Origin of the sequence: Pseudomonas sp. PDM09 (assembly GCF_014852305.1) — a bacterium.
GTDB lineage: Bacteria > Pseudomonadota > Gammaproteobacteria > Pseudomonadales > Pseudomonadaceae > Aquipseudomonas.
The window spans coordinates 218,924-239,245 of record NZ_JACVBI010000008.1 but is presented as its reverse complement, the minus strand read 5'-3'; the positions used below and the strand labels follow the sequence as shown (position 1 = coordinate 239,245).

The 20,322-nt window shown below is 58.3% G+C and carries 16 protein-coding genes; 9 read left to right on the top strand and 7 right to left on the bottom strand.

All coding sequences use genetic code 11. The annotated features are described in order from the left end of the window. The first annotated feature begins 245 nt into the window (after positions 1 to 245). The 5 genes from IB250_RS20370 (at position 246) to IB250_RS20350 (ending at position 8,684) form a co-directional block, all read left to right on the top strand. Entirely contained in the window at positions 246 to 4,094 is a 3,849-nt protein-coding gene (locus IB250_RS20370; RefSeq protein WP_192345382.1) for a bifunctional diguanylate cyclase/phosphodiesterase, read from the top strand. 253 nt (positions 4,095 to 4,347) lie between these two features. Further along, a complete protein-coding gene (glyA, locus tag IB250_RS20365; protein WP_007895259.1) occupies positions 4,348 to 5,601 on the top strand; it encodes a serine hydroxymethyltransferase in 1,254 nt (417 codons plus the stop codon). 277 nt (positions 5,602 to 5,878) lie between these two features. After that, complete coding sequence (locus IB250_RS20360; RefSeq protein ID WP_192345381.1) at positions 5,879 to 7,192, top strand: C4-dicarboxylate transporter DctA; 1,314 nt, start codon at positions 5,879 to 5,881, stop codon at positions 7,190 to 7,192. A 53-nt stretch (positions 7,193 to 7,245) separates the two neighbouring features. Beyond that, a complete protein-coding gene (locus IB250_RS20355) occupies positions 7,246 to 7,950 on the top strand; it encodes a FadR/GntR family transcriptional regulator (RefSeq protein WP_008072332.1) in 705 nt (234 codons plus the stop codon). A gap of 26 nt (positions 7,951 to 7,976) precedes the next feature. Next, positions 7,977 to 8,684 carry a GntR family transcriptional regulator gene (locus tag IB250_RS20350; RefSeq protein ID WP_192345380.1) on the top strand — a complete coding sequence of 236 codons (708 nt, stop codon included), beginning with the start codon at positions 7,977 to 7,979 and terminating at the stop codon, positions 8,682 to 8,684. A 130-nt stretch (positions 8,685 to 8,814) separates the two neighbouring features. Here IB250_RS20350 and yjiA read toward each other — a convergent pair whose 3' ends face one another. From yjiA to IB250_RS20335, 3 genes are all read right to left on the bottom strand, one after another. Further along, complete coding sequence (gene yjiA, locus IB250_RS20345) at positions 8,815 to 9,786, bottom strand: GTPase (protein ID WP_192345379.1); 972 nt, start codon at positions 9,784 to 9,786, stop codon at positions 8,815 to 8,817. A gap of 161 nt (positions 9,787 to 9,947) precedes the next feature. Further along, positions 9,948 to 10,145 carry a YbdD/YjiX family protein gene (locus IB250_RS20340; RefSeq protein ID WP_007895266.1) on the bottom strand — a complete coding sequence of 66 codons (198 nt, stop codon included), beginning with the start codon at positions 10,143 to 10,145 and terminating at the stop codon, positions 9,948 to 9,950. A gap of 14 nt (positions 10,146 to 10,159) precedes the next feature. Then, the gene (locus IB250_RS20335) at positions 10,160 to 12,226 is read right to left on the bottom strand and encodes a carbon starvation CstA family protein (RefSeq protein ID WP_192345378.1); all 2,067 of its coding nucleotides are present in this window, start codon (positions 12,224 to 12,226) and stop codon (positions 10,160 to 10,162) included. Between the two features lie 158 nt (positions 12,227 to 12,384). Between IB250_RS20335 and IB250_RS20330 the strand changes: the two genes are divergently transcribed. Next, entirely contained in the window at positions 12,385 to 12,753 is a 369-nt protein-coding gene (locus IB250_RS20330) for a PilZ domain-containing protein (protein ID WP_192345377.1), read from the top strand. Between the two features lie 129 nt (positions 12,754 to 12,882). Here the strand turns inward: IB250_RS20330 and radA are convergent, their stop codons facing one another. From radA to katB, 3 genes are read right to left on the bottom strand one after another with little or no spacing between them, the layout of a single operon-like run. Beyond that, positions 12,883 to 14,250 (bottom strand): DNA repair protein RadA, encoded by a 1,368-nt coding sequence (gene radA, locus IB250_RS20325; RefSeq protein ID WP_007937264.1) that lies wholly within the window; start codon positions 14,248 to 14,250, stop codon positions 12,883 to 12,885. 45 nt (positions 14,251 to 14,295) lie between these two features. Beyond that, complete coding sequence (locus IB250_RS20320) at positions 14,296 to 14,850, bottom strand: ankyrin repeat domain-containing protein (protein ID WP_192345376.1); 555 nt, start codon at positions 14,848 to 14,850, stop codon at positions 14,296 to 14,298. A 57-nt stretch (positions 14,851 to 14,907) separates the two neighbouring features. Then, positions 14,908 to 16,449: a catalase KatB gene (gene katB / locus IB250_RS20315; RefSeq protein WP_192345375.1), complete on the bottom strand. Its 1,542-nt coding sequence runs from the start codon at positions 16,447 to 16,449 to the stop codon at positions 14,908 to 14,910. Positions 16,450 to 16,734: 285 nt separating this feature from the next. Between katB and mscL the strand changes: the two genes are divergently transcribed. Further along, positions 16,735 to 17,148: a large-conductance mechanosensitive channel protein MscL gene (mscL, locus tag IB250_RS20310; protein ID WP_007895273.1), complete on the top strand. Its 414-nt coding sequence runs from the start codon at positions 16,735 to 16,737 to the stop codon at positions 17,146 to 17,148. A 44-nt stretch (positions 17,149 to 17,192) separates the two neighbouring features. Here mscL and IB250_RS20305 read toward each other — a convergent pair whose 3' ends face one another. Further along, positions 17,193 to 17,969, bottom strand: coding sequence for a ferredoxin--NADP reductase (locus tag IB250_RS20305; RefSeq protein ID WP_192345374.1), 777 nt, complete (start codon positions 17,967 to 17,969; stop codon positions 17,193 to 17,195). 291 nt (positions 17,970 to 18,260) lie between these two features. Here IB250_RS20305 and IB250_RS20300 point away from each other — a divergent pair, with 291 nt between their 5' ends. After that, positions 18,261 to 18,968 (top strand): autoinducer binding domain-containing protein, encoded by a 708-nt coding sequence (locus tag IB250_RS20300; RefSeq protein ID WP_192345373.1) that lies wholly within the window; start codon positions 18,261 to 18,263, stop codon positions 18,966 to 18,968. A gap of 191 nt (positions 18,969 to 19,159) precedes the next feature. Next, positions 19,160 to 20,284 carry a methyltransferase gene (locus IB250_RS20295; RefSeq protein WP_192345372.1) on the top strand — a complete coding sequence of 375 codons (1,125 nt, stop codon included), beginning with the start codon at positions 19,160 to 19,162 and terminating at the stop codon, positions 20,282 to 20,284. The last annotated feature ends 38 nt before the right edge of the window (positions 20,285 to 20,322 follow it).

Genomic DNA, 20,322 nt, shown 5'->3' with positions numbered 1-20,322 from the left:
TGATTGGAGCGCAGGCAATGCCCGGCCAGGCCATGCGCGTCGTTCGTCTGATGGGTATCAAGGCGTGCGCGCTGTCTGGGAGCTGGAACGCTCCCGCGTAACCGGCAAAGCTACCTTATTGATAGAAAGCAGTCCAGCCGAGCGGGACTGGCACTTCGCCACAACTCAAGGCATGCTAGCCGCCCTTCGGGCGTCCGGCTTATAGTGCACGTCGCGTCAGTCCAGCCAAACCGCAGGATTACAGTTTGTCTAATGTCTCTCCGCCATCGTCCGTGAGCGCGCTCAATCCTGCGACCGGCTCGCCCCTGCGCGGAACCTTGAAGGGCGCGCTGGCAGCCCTCGTGCTGTTACTGCTCGCCCTGCTGTTCTGGCAGCTGCTGGATCAGCTTCGTGAAACCCAGAAAAACCAGCGCCAATACACCATCGACTACTCCGCCGATCTGGCTGCGCAAGTCAGCCTCAACATGGCGCTCAATGCCCAGATCGCCCTCAACCTGCTACCGATCATCGAACAACCACAAAGTCCCGACGAACAGCAGGCGTTGCTGCGCAAACTGCAACAATCGCTGCCCGATCTGCGCAGCCTGGCGTTGCTCAGTCCCTCCGGGAAAATTCTCAGCGACAGTGCCGCCGACAGCCAGGACGCCAGTTACCTCGGCGAACTGGTTCAGCGTAGCCGCGCCCAGGCCCACTATTTCAGCAATGCCGACGACGGCTCAGTGGTGCATCTGCTCCTGCATCAAGCCAGCGGCAGCAGCCGCGGTTATTGGGCCCTGCGTCTGACACCGACGTTTTTCTCCTCATTGACCAAGCAGAGCGACGCCGGCATCCGCCCCCTGTGGCTGGTGGAAAACCGCATCAATCATCAGATCATCAGCCGCGATGACACCCAGCCCTCGGCCAAGCCGGCCGTGCTGACAGCGGACGAACTGGCCAACAGTGTGCTGACAGTCCCTCTGAGCAGCAGCGACTGGCAATTGCGCGGGCTGTTCGACCGCCAACGGGTGCTCGAACAACTGCTGCCGGCGTTCATCGGCAAATGCCTGCTGGGCCTGGCCTTTTCGCTGTTACCGTTCATCGCTCTGCTGAGCATTCGTCGCCGTCAACGCCTGTTGCATGAAGGCCGCCGACGCTATCAGGACATTTTCGAAGGTACCGGCGTTGCGCTGTGCGTGCTCGACCTGTCCGGACTCAAAAGTTTTTTCGACAAGGCTCAACTCAACAGCAGCGAGCAGTTGAAGGCCTGGCTCCAGACACCAGAGCAACGCCAGCAACTGCTGCAGGAACTGCGCATCACCGAGGTCAACCAGGTTGCCCTGCAACTGCTCAATGTCAATTCCTGCGATCAAGCCTGGAAACTGCTGATCGACGGCTGCCCATTGGACTGTACGGCCATCGGCAATCAAGTGCTCAAAGCGGTGCTGCACCAGCAAAAACAGCTTGAGCTGGAAATCAAGCTCCAGGATGCCAATGGTCGTGACCAGCATTTGTGGCTGGTGCTGCGTCTGCCGGAAGATCAGGCCGACTATAAGGCGGTGATCCTGAGCATCAGCGACATCACCAGTCGCAAGCTCATCGAGTTGTCGCTGCTGGAACGTGAAGGGTTCTGGTCCGACGTGGTGCGCACCGTGCCGGATCATCTGTATGTGCAGGATGTGGTCAGCCAGCGGATGATCTTCAGCAACCATCACCTGGGGCAAACGCTGGGTTACAACCGCACCGAACTGCACCAGATGGGCGAGTATTTCTGGGAAATCCTGCTGCATCCCGAAGACGCCGATTATTACCACCGCTCGCGCCAGGCCCAGCGTCACGCGGGTTACACCCAACTGATGCAATGCCAGCTGCGCTTCCGTCATCGTGACGGCAAATGGCGGCGTTTCGACATTCGCGAACAGGCCCTGGCGCGGGACAAACACGATCAGGTCACTCGCATCATCGGCGTGGCCAAGGACATCACCGAACAGATCGAAGCCAGTGAGTCTCTGCGCGACAGCGAGCAGCGTTACCGGATGCTCGCCGAAAGCATCAGCGACGTGATTTTCTCCACCGACAGCAAGATGTCGCTCAATTACGTCAGCCCCTCGGTGCAAGCCGTGCTGGGTTTCGACGCCGACTGGATATTCCAGAACGGCTGGCAATCGACCATCGCCAACCCGCAACAACTGACCGGCATCTACAGCCTGATGGACCGGGTCAGCAAAGCGCTGGATAAACCCGAACAACTGGCGCTGCTGCGCAGTCAGGTACAGACCCAGCTGTTTCTGTTCGACTGCCTGCGGGCCGACGGACGCAAGATTCCCATCGAGCTGCGTCTGGTGCTGGTCTGGGACGAACACGGTGCCTTTGAAGGTGTGCTCGGGGTCGGCCGCGACATCAGCCAGCAACGTCGGGCTGAAAAAGACCTGCGCATGGCGGCCACGGTATTCGAGCACTCGACCTCGGCGATTCTGATCACTGACCCGGCCGGCTATATCGTCCAGGCCAACGAGGCTTTCAGTCGCGTCAGCGGCTACGCGGTGGCCCAGGTCCTCGACCAGTTGCCGAATATGCTCACCGTCGATGAGCAGCAGGAAGCCCATCTGCGCTATGTGCTCAAGCAATTGCATCAGCACAGCACCTGGGAAGGCGAAGTCTGGCTCAAACGACGCAATGGCGAGCATTACCCGGCCTGGGTCGGGATTACGGCGGTACTCGACGATGAAGGCGACCTGGCCAGCTACGTGTGTTTCTTCAGCGACATCAGCGAGCGCAAAGCCAGCGAGCAACGGATTCACCGGCTCGCCTATTACGACGCCTTGACCCACCTGCCCAACCGCACGCTGTTCCAGGATCGCCTGCACACCGCGCTGCAATCGGCTGAGCGGCAGAAGTCCTGGGTGGTGCTGATGTTCCTCGACCTCGACCGTTTCAAGCCGATCAACGACTCCCTGGGCCATGCCGCCGGCGACCGCATGCTCAAGGAAATGGCCACGCGCCTGCTTGGTTGCGTCGATGATGACGACACCGTGGCACGCATGGGTGGTGATGAGTTCACTTTGCTGCTGCAACCGCGGGTCAACCGGGAGATCGCGTTGAACCGGGCGATCCACGTGGCCGAACAGATCCTCGCCAGCCTGGTGAAACCGTTCGTGCTCGAAGGCCGCGAGTTCTTTGTCACCGCCAGTATCGGCATCGCCCTGAGCCCTCAGGACGGCAGCGAACTCAGTCAGTTGATGAAGAACGCCGATACTGCGATGTACCACGCCAAGGAGCGCGGCAAAAACAACTTCCAGTTCTATCAGGCCGACATGAACGCCAGCGCCCTGGAGCGTCTGGAGCTGGAAAGCGACTTGCGCCATGCCCTGGAGCAAAATGAATTCGTGCTGTACTACCAGCCGCAGTTCAGCGGCGATGGCAAACGCCTGACCGGTGCCGAAGCCCTGCTGCGCTGGCGTCACCCACGACGTGGCCTGGTACCGCCGGGGGATTTCATTCCCGTGCTCGAAGAGCTCGGGCTGGTGGTGGACGTCGGCGACTGGGTGATCAGCGAAGCCTGCCGTCAGCTCAAGACCTGGCATCAAACCAAAGTCCGGGTGCCGAAGGTTTCGGTGAACATTTCGGCCCGGCAGTTCTCCGACGGCCAGCTCGGCACGCGGATCGCCACCATCCTCAAGGAAACCGGCCTGCCGCCGGCGTGCCTGGAGCTGGAGTTGACTGAAAGTATTCTGATGCGCGAAGTCAGCGAAGCGATGCACATCCTCGCCGGGTTGAAAAACCTTGGCCTGAGCATTGCGGTCGACGACTTCGGCACCGGATATTCATCGCTCAACTACCTCAAGCAATTTCCGATCGACGTGCTGAAAATCGACCGCACCTTCGTCGATGGCCTGCCCTCGGGTGAACAGGACGCGCAAATTGCCCGGGCGATCATCGCCATGGCCCACAGCCTCAATCTGGCGGTGATCGCCGAAGGCGTGGAAACCCACGAGCAGCTCGACTTCCTGCGTGAGCATGGTTGCGATGAGGTTCAGGGGTATCTGTTTGGCCGGCCGATGCCGGCGAGCCGGTTTGAGGCGCAGTTCAGCAATGATGCGTTGTTCATGTTTGACTGACTGATCGTTCCCACGCTCTGCGTGGGAATGCAGCCCGTGACGCTCCGCGTCACATGCCGAAGCGGACGCAGAGCGTCCAATGAGGCATTCCCACGCAGAGCGTGGGAACGATCACCTGACTCTGGCCAGCCCAGACACCGCAAATCCGGCGCATGAACACCACTTGTCTGCGACATGATGTCCTTTCATATGCCATCTAAAACCCATTGGGTTAGAATGCCCCCCTTTTCTGCCCCGATCCTTGAGGACCGCCATGTTCAGCCGTGATTTGACTATTGCCAAGTACGACGCCGACCTTTTTGCCGCCATGGAGCAAGAAGCTCAGCGCCAGGAAGAACACATCGAGCTGATCGCTTCGGAAAACTACACCAGCCCTGCGGTGATGGAAGCTCAAGGCTCGGTACTGACCAACAAGTACGCCGAAGGTTATCCGGGCAAGCGCTACTACGGTGGTTGCGAGTTCGTCGACGTGGTTGAGCAACTGGCCATCGACCGTGCCAAAGAACTGTTCGGCGCCGATTACGCCAACGTTCAGCCACACGCCGGCTCCCAAGCCAACAGCGCCGTTTATCTGGCCCTGCTGCAAGCGGGCGACACCATCCTGGGCATGAGCCTGGCCCACGGTGGTCACCTGACCCACGGTGCCAGCGTTTCGTCCTCCGGCAAGCTGTACAACGCTGTTCAGTACGGTATCGATGCCAACGGCCTGATCGACTACGACGAAGTCGAGCGTCTGGCGGTCGAGCACAAGCCGAAAATGATCGTGGCCGGTTTCTCTGCCTACTCGCAGATCCTCGACTTCCCGCGCTTCCGCGAAATCGCTGACAAAGTCGGTGCCTATCTTTTTGTTGATATGGCTCACGTTGCGGGGCTGGTCGCCGCTGGCGTCTACCCGAACCCGGTTCCATTCGCTGACGTCGTGACCACCACCACGCACAAGACCCTGCGCGGTCCACGTGGCGGCCTGATCCTGGCTCGCGCCAACGCCGACATCGAGAAGAAACTGAACTCCGCGGTATTCCCGGGCGCCCAGGGTGGCCCGCTGGAGCACGTGATCGCTGCCAAGGCGATCTGCTTCAAGGAAGCGCTGCAACCTGAGTTCAAGGCCTACCAGCAACAAGTGGTGAAAAACGCCCAGGCCATGGCCGGCGTGTTCATCGAGCGCGGTTTCGACGTGGTGTCGGGCGGTACTCAGAACCACCTGTTCCTGCTGTCGCTGATCAAGCAGGAAATCTCCGGTAAAGACGCCGACGCCGCTCTGGGCAAAGCGTTCATCACCGTGAACAAGAACTCGGTACCGAACGATCCACGCTCCCCGTTCGTCACCTCCGGTCTGCGTTTCGGTACACCGGCAGTGACCACTCGCGGCTTCAAGGAAGCAGAGTGCAAAGAGCTGGCCGGCTGGATCTGCGACATCCTGGCAGATCTTTCCAACGAAGCGGTGATCGACGCCGTTCGTGAGAAAGTCAAAGCCATCTGCAAGAAGCTGCCGGTGTACGGCGCTTAATTGCCCCGCTAAACCCCAGCAATGAAAAAACCGGTCAGTGATGGCCGGTTTTTTTTCGTCCGCCATAAAGATCTTTTGATCTTGATCGGCATTTCCTACGCGGCTTTGGCCGCTGGTCAGACCGGTCATGCCAATTTTTCTATATCCACTTGTAATCCTGAAAAAATCCAGCGTAGACTGCGCCTGCACTGGACATACCGGTAAGACCACAATAATTAAGTCCTGAATCTGATGCGCATCGCGCACGGCAGCCAGGACACCGACCAGGACTCCTCCCATGCTCAGATGGTGCTCGCGTTCAATCTTCCTTCAAGTAGTTCTCGGACTGGTGCTCGGCATCGTCTGCGGGCTGACCCTTCCCGAATACTCCGCCCAACTCAAACCCCTCGGCGACGGTTTCATCAAACTGATCAAGATGCTTATTGGTCTGATCGTGTTCTGCGTGGTGGTCAGCGGCATCAGCGGTGCCGGCGACTTGAAGAAGGTCGGACGCATCGGCCTGAAATCGGTGATCTATTTCGAAATACTGACCACCATCGCCTTGGTGATCGGCCTGGTGTTCGCCTTCACGACCGGCATCGGCAGCGGCGCGAACATTCATCTGGAGCAACTCTCCGCCGCCGACATGGGCGACATCGCCCAGCGCGGTCAGCACATGCAAACCACCGCGCAGTTCCTGATGAACCTGATCCCGACCTCGGTGATAGGCGCCTTTGCCGACAACAACATTCTGCAAGTCCTGTTGTTTTCGGTGCTGTTTGGCAGCGCGCTGAACCTGGTGGGTGAAGCGGCATCGGGTATTTCCCGGTTGATCAACGAACTCAGCCACGTAATCTTCCGCATCATGGGCATGATCGTGCGTCTGGCGCCGATCGGCGTGTTCGGCGCCATCGCTTTCACCACCAGCAAATATGGCCTGGATTCGCTGCAGCACTTGGGCAGCCTGGTCGGTCTTTTCTACATGACCTGTGTAGCGTTCGTGGGATTGATTCTCGGCCTGGTGATGCGCCTCTCGGGCCTGAAGATGTGGCCGCTGCTCAAGTACCTGCGCGAAGAACTGCTGATCGTCATGGGCACCGCTTCTTCCGACGCCGTGCTGCCACAAATCATGCGCAAGCTTGAGCATCTGGGCATCGGCAGTTCCACGGTCGGGCTGGTGATTCCGACCGGGTACTCGTTCAACCTGGATGGTTTTTCGATCTACCTGACCCTGGCCATTGTGTTCATCGCCAATGCCACCGGTACGCCGCTGGCCATGACTGACCTGCTGACGATTCTGCTGGTGTCGCTGATCACCTCCAAAGGCGCCCACGGGATTCCCGGTTCAGCACTGGTGATTCTTGCGGCAACCCTGACGGCGATCCCGGCGATTCCGGTGGTCGGCCTGGTGCTGGTATTGGCAGTGGACTGGTTCATGGGCATCGGCCGGGCGATGACCAACCTGATCGGCAACTGCGTCGCCACGGTAGCCATCGCCCGTTGGGAAAAGGACATCGATATCCAGCGAGCGAACAAAGTGCTTTCCGGTCAGGTGGGTTATACCTTCCAGCCCAGGAAACCAGTGGTCCCGGCGCATCAGCAGGAATTTTAAACTACCTGTGCCTGCCCAAGGTCAGGCACATTTATCACGACTTGGAGCGAACAGTGATTACCTCGTCAACCGTTGTAAATTCGGTGGTAGAAAAACTTCGGGCCGCCCTGGCCCGCGGTCAGTGGCGCTCCGGCGAGATGCTGCCGGGCCAGCGTGAACTGGCCGAGCAACTGGGCATTAGCCGCCCGAGCCTGCGCGAGGCGGTCATCGTGCTGGAAACCCTCGGGCTGGTGCGCTCCATGCCGGGCAAAGGCGTGGTGGTGCTGGAAGCCAATCTCAGCGACAGCCAAAGCCACGACAGCGCGGTGGCCGGGGCCAGCCTGGAAGATGTGCTGCAACTGCGCTACACCCTCGAACCCTTCATCGTCGGCCTGGTTGCACAATCCATCAGCAGCAAGGAAGTCGGGCAACTGCGTCTGACCCTGATGGACATGCGCGAAGCCCTGGAGGCCAATGACAGCGAAGCCGGGGTCAGCGCCTACATCGCGTTCCACGAAGAACTGTTCACCCTGACCTCAAACCCGATCTTCCAGAGCGTTGTGCAGCAGACCAGCAACGCCCTCAAGCAAAGCGCCGAGGTGCTACGCAATTCGCCAGAGCATCTGGCTGAACGCCTTGAAGAAAACGAAGCCGTGGTGCGGGCCATTCGCAGCAAAAACAGCGCCCAGGCCAGCGCCGAGATGCGTCGGCACATCCTGCGCGAAGGCCAGCGGATGGGCATCGAATTGAACATTCCGGATGACCACCTCGGCAGTTGACCCCCTCTTCGAACTGGAGACAGGCCATGAACAGCTTCGCCTCACCACAGATATTCACTGCCCTGCCCTTCTCCCGAACCGACACTGGGAAACTGCCGGCGGATGATCTCTATTCACGGATCTTCGACGCCATTCTCGAACAGCGCATCCATGCAGCCAGTCGTTTTACCGAAGACAGCCTGGCGCAGATGTTCAGCGCTCGACGCAGTGAGATTCGTGGCGTGCTGACGCAGTTGTCCCATCAGCAGATCATTATCCTTCGCACCCACCATCGTCCCCGAGTCGCCGCGCCCGATGCCGAGCAGATTCGCCAGACGCTGCATGCCCGACGACTGACCGAGATCACGCTGGTTCGACTGGCCTGCCAGCAACCTCACCCGCAAGACTTGAAACGCCTGCGCGCCCTGATCGACAGCGAACGCCAATGCACGGCGCGTGGTCCGGCCATTCGATTGTCAGGGGAATTTCATCTGCAACTGGCCGAAATGGCGGGGAACGCACCGTTGGCGTATTTTCTTGGCACTCTGGTGCCACTGACTTCGCTGGTGATTGCGCGGTATGACGCGCTGGCAGGTGATTATTGCGGATGGCGGGAGCACGCGGAGATTGTCGATGCAGTGGAGCGTGAGGATGTAGCGATGGCCGAAAATTTGATGACCCGGCATCTGCATTATATTGAACAAAGATTACTGAACTCTGGATCATCGACCATTCGAAACTGTGCTGCCGGGTAGATCGCTTTCGCGAGCAAGCCCGCTCCCACATTGACTTTGTGTCGTCCCGGACAGAGTGGGCAACACGGATCAAATGTGGGAGCGGGCTTGCTCGCGAAGGCGGCCTCAAACACGCTGAAGATATCCGACTTTACTCGGCTGCGACTCGGGCAAACCCCTCACGAATCTTCTCTTCCGGCAAATCATCGGCAATGAACACGATCACGCTTTCACGTATTTCATCGTCGGCCCATTCCGTATCCCAGTCGAATCCGTACAACTTCAAGACCCCCTGAAACACCATGCGCCGCGGTTCGCCAAGGATGTTCAAAACACCTTTGTAGCGCAGCAATTGCTTGCCGTGGTCTTCCAGCAGTTCGTTCATGAACTCACTGAGTTTGTCGATATCCAGCGGCTTGTCAGTGCGCAACACCAGGCTGGAAATACGGTCGATGGACGGCACCTTGCTCACCGGGCGCAAACTCACGCCACCACCGAGGTCGGCATTGAGGTTGAAGCCGCGCACGTCGAGCAGTTCGGCCAGATCAATCTTGCCGTGGTCGACCACGCGGATTGGCGCGCGACGGTTGATGCGGGTCAGGCGCTCGCTGAGGGCGGTGAAGGTCGGTTCGTCCACCAGATCCCGTTTGCTCACCAGCAAACGGTCGGCAAAGCCGATCTGTGCCTGGGCGATGGTCTGGGTCAGATGATCTTCGGCATGCTTGGCGTCGACCAGGGTGATGATGCCGTCGAGGATGTAGCGCTCGCGCAGTTCTTCGTCGATGAAAAAGGTTTGTGCCACCGGGGCCGGGTCGGCCAGGCCAGTGCATTCGATCACCAAGCGATCGAAGGCGATTTCGCCGCTGTCCAGGCGTTCGAGCAGCAGGTACAGCGCTTTGGTCAAATCGGTGTGGATGGTGCAGCAGACGCAGCCGTTGGACAGCGTCATCACTTGCACCGGCTCGTCGCCCAACAGTTGGGTGTCGATACCGGCGTCACTGAATTCGTTTTCGATCACGGCGATTTTCAGGCCGTGCTCGGCTTTGAGCAGGTGGCGCAAGAGCGTGGTTTTTCCCGCGCCGAGAAAGCCACTGAGGATTGTTACTGGAATGGGAGAGGACAAACGGGTTCTCCTGTTTCACAAAGTTAAGAAACAACACAAAACAAATGTGGGAGCGGGCTTGCTCGCGAAGAGGTCGTGTCAGTCGACATTAATGTTGAATGACACACCGCTTTCGCGAGCAAGCCCGCTCCCACAGGGATTGCATCAGCCAGGCTGTTGCATCAACAGCACTTCGGCCCACCCTTGCCACCGTAACGGGCTTCCTGACGTTCGCGAAAGAACATCTCGTAGCTCATCACCGGCTTGTCCGGGTGTTTGGTTTGCATATGCTCGACGTAGTTGTCGTAGTCGGGCATGCCGACCATCAGGCGCGCAGCCTGACCGAGGTATTTACCGAGGCGACTCAGGTCATTGAACATGGTGCAATCCTCGATTACGCATCCGGCTGAGCCTGGAACGGCGATTCTTTATCCGTACGTTCTTTGGTACCCCAGGAGGCAATGCCGACCTTGAGCGCATAGAACAGGATGCTGAACACCACAAACAGGAACAGCGCAGTCAGCGTTGCGTTGGTGTAGGCGTTATAGATTACATGCTGCATCTGCTCGATGCTCTTGGCCGGGGCCAGAATCTGCCCGCTGGCCAACGCATCGCTGTATTTCTTCGCCAACGACAGGAAGCCGATTGCCGGGTTGGCGTCGAACAGCTTGATGAAGCCTGCGGTGGTGGTGCAAATCAGCAACCACACGGCGGGCAACATGGTGACCCAGATGTAGCGTTGGCGCTTCATTTTGATTAGCACCACGGTTGCCAGCATCAGCGCGATACCCGCCAGCATCTGGTTGGAGATGCCGAACAGTGGCCACAAGGTGTTGATCCCGCCCAGTGGGTCGATCACGCCCTGATACAGCAGGTAACCCCACATTGCCACGCAACCGGCGGTTGCGATCAGGTTGGCGGTCCAGGATTCGGTGCGCTTGAGCGCTGGCACGAAGGAACCGAGCAAATCCTGCAGCATGAAACGCCCGGCACGGGTGCCAGCGTCGACCGCGGTCAGGATAAACAGCGCTTCGAACAGGATCGCGAAGTGGTACCAGAACGCCATGGTGTTTTCACCCGGCAGCACACTGTGCAGGATCTGCGCGATACCGACCGCCAGGGTCGGCGCGCCACCGGCACGCGCCAGGATCGTGGTTTCACCGATGTCCTTGGCCACCGCTTGCAGCGCTTCCGGGGTAATCGCGAAACCCCAGCCACTGACAGCTTGTGCAACAGCCACCACGTCACCACCGACGACCGCCGCCGGGCTGTTCATGGCGAAGTACACGCCTGGCTCGATCACCGAAGCGGCAACCATGGCCATGATCGCCACGAAGGACTCCATCAGCATGCCGCCGTAACCGATGTAACGAGCGTTAACCTCGTTATCCAGCAACTTCGGCGTGGTGCCGGAGGAGATCAACGCGTGGAAACCGGACACCGCGCCACAGGCAATGGTGATGAACAGGAACGGGAACAACCCACCCTTCCATACCGGCCCGGTACCGTCGATGAACTGGGTCAATGCCGGCATTTTCAGCTCGGGCATAGTGATCAGGATGCCGATCGCCAACGCGACGATGGTGCCGATCTTGAGGAAGGTCGACAGGTAATCACGCGGTGCCAGAATCAGCCACACCGGCAATACCGCAGCGACAAAACCGTAGCCGATCAGCATCCAGGTGATCTGAACCCCGGTAAAGCTGAACGCCTTGGCCCACACCGGGTCAGCGGCAATCTGCCCGCCCAGCCAGATCGAACCCAGCAGCAACGCCACGCCGATCACCGAGATTTCACCGATGCGGCCCGGGCGGATGTAGCGCATGTAAATGCCCATGAACATCGCGATCGGGATGGTCGCCATCACCGTGAAAATACCCCACGGGCTTTCGGCCAGGGCCTTGACCACGATCAGCGCCAGCACCGCGAGGATGATGATCATGATCAGGAAGCAACCAAACAGCGCGATGGTCCCGGGGATGCGGCCCATTTCTTCACGGACCATGTCGCCCAGGGAGCGACCGTTGCGGCGGGTGGACATGAACAGGACCATGAAGTCCTGAACCGCACCGGCCAGCACCACCCCGGCAATCAGCCACAGCGTACCGGGCAGGTAGCCCATCTGCGCCGCCAATACCGGACCGACCAGCGGCCCTGCACCAGCGATGGCTGCGAAGTGGTGACCGAAAAGGATGTGTTTGTTGGTCGGCACATAGTCCAGACCGTCATTGTTGATCACGGCGGGTGTCGCCCGACGAGGATCGAGTTGCATCACATTGTTAGCGATGAACAGGCTGTAGTAGCGGTACGCGACCAGATAAATGGCCACCGCGGCGACCACAATCCACAAGGCGTTGATCGCCTCGCCTCGGCGCAATGCCACTACGCCCAGGGCGCACGCTCCCAGGATTGCCAGCAGCAGCCAGGGTAAGTGGCGTAGCAGGCTATTATTATTTTTCATTTTATGATTCCAGCCAGAGTGGACAAGAAAGACAGCCATCCGGAGTTTAGCGCTACTGACGGCAAAGGCCATACCCCGACATTGATCCAGAGCCTGTCTTTGCTGGCAGGCTTTAACCATGCGGGTCTATAGTCAGCGGACATTCAGAGGATTGCGCCATGAGTGACCACCCTGCTGATCGCCGCCGCTTCAAACGTTTTGCGTTCGATGCCCGAACCGAGCTGAGCCAAGGGGAATTCATCTGGCCGGTGAAGTTGATCGACCTGTCGCTCAAGGGGTTGCTTATCGAGAAGCCCGAGCCGTGGCTGGGTAATCCAGACTGGCATTTCCTGGTTGATATTCATCTTAACGAAGAGATCGAGATCAAGATGGATGTGATGCTGACCCACGATGACCATGGTCAACTCGGGTTTGTCTGCAAACACATCAGCCTGGAATCGATTGAACGCCTGCGGCGGTTGATCGAGTTCAACCTGGGCGATCCGCAAGAGCTTGAGCGTGAGTTGGGCGCCCTGATCGAAATCTGAAGGCCAATCCCATACCCATGTGGGAGCGAGCCTGCTCGCGAATGCGGTCTGACATTCAACATTTAAGTCGACTGACACACCGCTATCGCGAGCAGGCTCGCTCCCACAGGTTTTGTATCGATCTGAAAGTTATTCGAACAACGCGTCCAATGCCTGTTCCAGGCGCGTCACGGCAATAATCTGCAATCCCGGCGGCGCCTCTTTCGGCGCGTTGCCCTTGGGCACGATGGCGCGCTTGAAGCCGTGCTTGGCCGCCTCTTTCAAGCGTTCCTGGCCACTGGGCACCGGGCGCACTTCACCCGACAAGCCGACTTCGCCGAACACCAGCAGATCATGGGGCAGCGGCCGGTTGCGCAAACTGGACATGACCGCCGCCATCAAGGCCAGGTCGGAAGCGGTTTCCAGCACCTTCACCCCGCCGACCACGTTGAGGAACACGTCCTGATCGTGGGTCGGAATGCCGCCATGTCGATGCAAAACCGCCAACAACATCGCCAAGCGATTCTGATCCAGACCGAGCGTTACCCGGCGAGGGTTGGCCAGATGGCTGTCGTCCACCAACGCCTGGACTTCCACCAGCATCGGCCGGGTGCCTTCCCACGTTGCCATGACCACGCTACCCGGGACTTCTTCCTGGGCCCGGGTCAGAAAAATCGCCGAGGGGTTGGAAACTTCCTTCAGGCCTTTGTCGGTCATGCCAAACACGCCCAATTCGTTGACCGCGCCGAAACGGTTTTTCACCGCCCGCAACAAACGCAGGCGCCCATCGGATTCGCCTTCGAAATACAGAACGGTGTCGACCATGTGCTCTAGCACTCGGGGACCGGCCAGCGCGCCTTCTTTGGTGACATGGCCCACGAGGAAAATCGCCGTGCCGCTTTGTTTGGCGTAACGCACCAGCAATGCTGCACTTTCACGCACCTGGGAAACGCCCCCCGGTGCCGATTGCAGTTGCTCGGTGAAAATCGTCTGGATCGAGTCGATCACCATCACCTTGGGCTTTTCCTGCCGGGCCGTGGCGATGATGGTTTCGATGCAGGTTTCGGTCATCACCCGCAGCTGATCCTGAGGCAAGCCCAAGCGCCGGGCGCGCATGGCCACTTGTTGCTGGGACTCTTCGCCGGTGACATACAGTGCCGGCATGCTCTTGGCGAGGTTGCACAAGGTTTGCAACAAAATGGTCGACTTGCCGATACCCGGATCACCACCGATCAACACCACCGAGCCATCCACCAGGCCGCCGCCCAGAACGCGATCCAGCTCGCTGGACGCCGTGGAGAAACGCGGAATCTCTTCGACGCTGACTTCGGCCAGGGTTTTGATCTGCGCCTGCTGGCCCGTCCAACCGGTGCGCCCGCTGGGGGCTGCGGCGCCGCCACTCTCGACCATGGTTTCGGTCAGCGTGTTCCAGGCCCCGCATTCGCCGCACTGGCCGGCCCACTTGGGGAAGGTTGAGCCGCACTCGGTGCAGCCGTACATGCGCTTGGCCTTGGCCATCTGAACTCCCGGCAAAAACCGCGATGATAGCTCAGCTCGCGCGGATCAGCGCGGCGCCGCCGTACGGATTTCACCGCTGGCCAGACGCGCGGCACTATTGCCCAGCGGATCTTCGGCGTTCATGTCCGCCCCTTTGGCCTTGAGTGCGTCCAGCAACTCAACGCGCTTGAACAAGCCGGCATACATCGCGGCAGTCTGTCCCGCGCCGTTGCGTTGGTCGGGACTGCAATGGGCGGCCAGCAAGGTCCTGGCAATCTGCACTTCGCCTTTGAAAATCGCGCCCATCAACGCCGTGTTACCGCGTTGATCCTGGGCACAGGCGTCCGCCCCGGCAGCGAGCAAACGCTCCACTGTAGCGCTCTGGCCATGATAGGCGGCCAGAATCAGTGCGGTGTAACCCTTGCTGTCGCGGGTATCGAGGGAATAGCCAGCCTCGATGAAGGTATCGAGCATCGGCACATCACCGCGTCGAGCGGCATCAAAGTAGTAATCCTGTAATTGGTCCTTCAGCGCCTGAGGGCTCTTCGAGGCTTGCACGTCAGGCCCGGCGAACACACTGAGCGACCAGCACGCCAGAAACACAGACAGATAAAAACGCATGGCGAAACTCCTTGATCAGACGGGACCTCGCATGAGGTCCCGCTTCAGGCAGATGGATCAGTCGACCAGTTTGGCCGCCAGCGCCTTGACCCGAGCCAGATCACCCTTGGCTACTTTGGCCACCCCGGTCCCGTATTCCGGGTCGGCCTTGTACAGGAAGGACAGGATGATGTGCTTGCTCTCGTCATCGGTGGTGGCCAGGGAGCCGCCGAAGCTGTCAATCAGGTCCTGACGTTCCTTCTGGTTGAACGAGCGGTACAGATCGCCGGCCTGCTTGAAGTTCTGTTCGCGCTGAATCTTCACCTGTTGCGTGCTGCCCGACAGAACCGACTGGCTGTAACGCGCGGTTGGCGGCTCTTCACGAGACAGCAGGCGACTTGGCTGGTAATTTACGCCGGTGCTGCTGGCGCCGATGTTCATTGCGCCATCCTGATTACCGTTGTTCACGGCGACTTTGGGTGAGTTGATCGGCAACTGCAGAGCGTTGGCCCCCAGACGATACAATTGAGTATCGGCATACGAGAACACTCGCCCTTGCAATAAGCGATCTTCCGAAGGTTCGATACCCGGAACTAAATTGGCCGGGGCCATGGCCACTTGTTCGGTTTCCTGGAAAACATTCGCCGGATTGCGGTTCAACACCATTTGTCCAACTTTTCGTTCAGGAACACCGGGCCAGATCTTGGTCGCGTCCAATGGATCGAAATCAAACTTGGACAAGTCTTGTGGATTTAGAACCTGGATGTACAAGTCCCACTTAGGAAAGTTGCCCTTGTTAATATTGGCGACCAAGTCGTTAGTCATATGACTGTAGTCTTGACCTTGAACACCCGTCACTTCTTTAGGGTCGAGGTTCTTTAACCCCTGCAAACTTTTCCAATGGAATTTTACATAGTGCACATCGCCTTTGGCGTTCACTAACTTGTAGGCATGTACACCGTTACCGTCCATCTCCCGATAACTGGCCGGCGTACCGGAGTTGGAATACAACTCGGTCAGGGTACGAGTGGCTTCTGGAACATGGGAGAAAAAGTCGAAACGACGGGAATCGTCGTCAAGGTTGGTACGCGGATCTGGCTTGAAGGCATGAACCATGTCTGGAAACTTGATCGCGTCACGGATGAAGAAGGTCGGAAAATTGTTGCCGACCAGGTCCCAGTTGCCGTCTGCGGTGTAGAACTTGGTGGCGAACCCCCGCGGGTCACGCAAGGTTTCCGGCGAATGGTTGCCATGGACCACAGCGGAGAAACGCACAAATACCGGCGTGCTCTGGCCGCCGGCGAACACCTTGGCCTTGGTCAGGTCACTGAGGTCGTCGGTTACGGTGAACGTGCCATGGGCGCCAGTGCCACGGGCATGCACCACGCGTTCGGGAATGCGTTCACGGTCAAAACGCTGGAGTTTCTGGATCAGTTGCACGTCTTGCAGCAGTACCGGCCCAGTCGCGCCGGCGGTTTGCGAGTTCTGGTTGTCGCCGACGGCGGCACCGTTATCGCGGGTCAAGGTCGCAGCATTGACGCAGAAGGACAGCAGGCTGGCGGTCAGAACGCCAAGGGTACAAGGGAAGGGAAAAGCCCCGAGGCCAAGGGGAGTTGTCATGGAAGTTTCCTCTGGTTTTATAAGGCGCATCCAGGTGCGCCCCACAGAGGCTAGTGACCCAAAGGCCAAAACATAAATAGAAATCCCGCACCGAGCCGATAGCGAAAAGGTTCTGGAATACCCGGTCTAGAGCGGTTAGTCGCGCGCGAATGGTGGCGCTTTGTAAACTAATTGCCGGAAGATGTGTCGATAAGAGCGAGTATTGTAAGGCGGTGTTTCGAGCGCCAGCCGTTTTGCTGATTTACACTGCGTTCACCAACCTCATCTGTAACAAGGAAATAACCTATGGGCGTGATAAGTGAGTTCAAGGCCTTCGCGGTCAAAGGTAATGTGGTCGACATGGCCGTGGGTATCATCATCGGCGCCGCCTTCGGCAAAATCGTTTCGTCATTTGTCGGCGACGTGGTGATGCCGCCAATCGGCTTGCTGATCGGTGGGGTGGACTTCAGTGATCTGGCCATTACGCTCAAGGCTGCCAACGGTGATGTCCCGGCGGTGATGCTGGCATACGGTAAGTTCATCCAGAGCCTGATCGACTTCATCATCGTCGCCTTCGCGATCTTCATGGGCGTCAAGGCCATCAACCGCCTGAAACGTGAAGAGGCCGTTGCGCCCACCCTGCCGCCGGTTCCGACCAAGGAAGAAGAGCTGCTGGAAGAGATTCGCGATCTGCTCAAGGCTCAGAACAATCAGCCCTGATGACTGATTGCCCCAAGTAACGGCGCCTTCAGGGCGCCGTTTGTTTACCAGTAGTTTTCCACTGCCACCTGGCCGGGTCGTCGACTGAGGCTCAAGTGCATGTCCCGTTGTTTGAGCAACTTGCGCGTGTCATCGATCATCTGTGGATTACCGCAGAGCATCACCCGCGAATGCTCGGCTGTCAGCGCTACACCGGCCGTCCGCTCCAGCTCGCCACTTTCCATGAGTGTCGTGATCCGCCCATTCAGGGCCCCCGGATGCTGCTCGCGGGTGACGGTGGCAATGAACTGCAGCTTGCGCGCGTATTCGGCCAGATAATCGCGCTGTGCCAGCCCTGCAATCAACTCCTGATACGCCAGCTCCCGCGCTTCGCGCACGCTGTAGACCAGGATGATTCGTTCGAATTTCTCCCACACCTCGAAGTCCTGCAGGATCGACAGAAACGGCGCCAGCCCCGTGCCTGTGGATAACAACCAGAGGTCACGGCCATCGACGAAGCGATCGAGCGTCAAATAACCAAAGGCCTGCCGGTCGACGAGCAGCGTATCGCCGACTTCCAGCCGGCTCAGTTCACTGGTGAACTCCCCTCCCGGTACGACAATGGAGAAGAACTCCAGGAACTCGTCATGGGGGGATGAGACCATGGAATAAGCCCGCCACACCGTACTGCCGTCGGCCTTGGTCACGCCCAGCCGGGCGAATTGTCCTGCACGAAAACGAAAGCCAGAATCCCGGGTGGTTCGCAGGGTAAACAGGTTTGGAGTCAACGGCTGGACGTCGAGCAGTGTCTGGCGTGTGAATTTCTCTGCACTGGCAGTCATGGGTCGCTCCATTCAACAGATAACGCCAGTGTCCCGCAAAGCAGAAGGTATAAACACCGGTGATTTGTAATGGCTTTTGCTTCACCTCACCAAACAGTAGAAATACAAATATGATATGCAGTTGATTCCTGTTGATCCGTTAGTAAGCTAAGAACTGGTTTATGCAGTTGCATATTTTTTTTTAGAGCAAAAAAATCCACCACGCATGTAGGAATTCTCCTACAATCGTGACGTGCCGGATATCGGATCCAATCAGCACCAACGACAGTAAGGCCGCCATGGAGCTACCCAATGAAAGTGTGGAAGGAGTCACAGTTAACGCAGCTTTCTTACGCTCAGAAAATAGAGACCGCGTACGAGATTTCTCTCAGTCTTGTTAAAAATCTTGGCTTTAATTTCTGTGCATTTTCAATAACATCCCAAGTAAGGGGGATACGCCGCCATACGATCAATCTGAATAATTATCCCACCGAATGGAACACAAAATATGAACAAGAGCACTTCAGCGAAGTCGACCCGATACTAGCCCATTGCAATCATTCCGAATTACCGATTCTTTGGCAGGAAGATATCTTCTGCAAGACACCCACACTGTGGCAAGCACAAAAACAGCAAGGGTTGCGCTATGGCTGGTCCCAATCCGTTCATGATGAGAACGGGCTTTGCAGCATGCTGAGCCTGGCCAGAAGCCATTGTCCGATTACGACGCATGATCTGTATAAAAATCTGGGCTACGCGTTGTTCATTAGCCGTCACTTGCATGGGCTTGTGGCGAAAGAACTGCCTGCGCCCTCAAAACCAGGCACAGTGCATTTATCATCCCGGGAAATCGAGGTGTTGAAATACTCAGCCGATGGCAAGACGGCAGACGAGGTCGCGATCATCCTCAACCTCAGTCCAAGCACGGTACAGTTCCATATACGCGGCGCCATCCGAAAATTCGGCGTAAACAACAAAATTGCGGCAGTGATCAGAGCCGCGAAAGTGGGCGTCATCTGAATCTGTTTGAATCCGCTAATCCCCGCGAGTAATCCAAGCGAAAAAACCGTACCATCTGTGATCCAGTCCTGAGTGATGCCGTGTGAAATTCCACGACGTAGTCCACTCGGAATGGCTCGCCCGTTATAAGCCTCTGCGCGGCGGGCCACTCGTTGATTATCCTCCGTTGATTACCCAGAGCCCCCCGTCTCATGCCTCTGCTCGAAACCCCCTTCGCTCAACTCGATCTGATCCGCCAGCCAGAACAGCCGAACGAACCGTTGCAAGCCTTTGATGCCGCAGACGAATACCTGCTCACTCATCTGGCCGGGCAACAACCGGCAGCCGATACCCGCGTGCTGGTGCTCAACGACAGCTTCGGCGCTTTGGCCGCCAGCCTGGCGGGCAAGGTTCGGGTGACCAGCAGCGGCGATTCGTTTCTGGCGTTTCAGGGGCTGGAAAAAAACCTGATACGCAATGGCCAGACGTTTAATGCAGTGCCGAAGGTGCCTGCCAACGAAATATTCGTCGGGCCGTTTGACCGGGTATTGATCCGGGTACCGAAAACCCTGGCCCTGCTGGAAGAGCAACTGATCCGGCTACAAGGGCAACTGGCTCCTGGCGCTCAAGTGATTGCAGCCGCAATGGTGAAGCATTTGCCACGCGCTGCGGGCGATCTGCTGGAGCGTTACATCGGCCCGATGCAAGCCTCGTTGGCCGTCAAGAAGGCTCGGCTGCTGATCGCCACGCCCCAAGACAAAGCGCCCGCGACCTCCCCCTACCCGACCCGCTATCGACTCGACGACCCTGCGATCGAACTGCTCAATCATGCCAATGTGTTCTGCCGCGAAGGGCTGGATATCGGCACGCGGGCCTTTTTGCCGCACTTGCCGAAGAACCTCGGCGCAGCACGGGTTGCCGATCTGGGGTGTGGCAACGGCGTGCTCGCGATTACCAGTGCCCTGCAAAATCCTGAGGCGCACTACACGCTGGTGGACGAATCGTTCATGGCTGTGCAATCGGCCACTGAAAACTGGCGCGCGGCGCTGGGCGATCGCGACGTGATCGTGCGGGCCGGCGATGGGTTGGCTGAGCAGGAACCTCAATCCCTGGACGTGGTGCTGTGCAATCCGCCGTTTCACCAACAGCAAGTGGTCGGCGATTTCCTGGCTTGGCGGATGTTCCAGCAGGCGCGTGAATCGTTGGTGGTGGGCGGCGCGCTGTACATCGTCGGCAATCGTCACCTGGGTTATCACAGCAAGCTGGCGCGGTTGTTCCGCGGCGTCGAGCAAGTAGCAGCCACCCCCAAGTTCGTCATTCTCAAAGCTCGCAAATAATCACGGACAAAAAAAAACCCTCCATCGCAGGAGGGTTA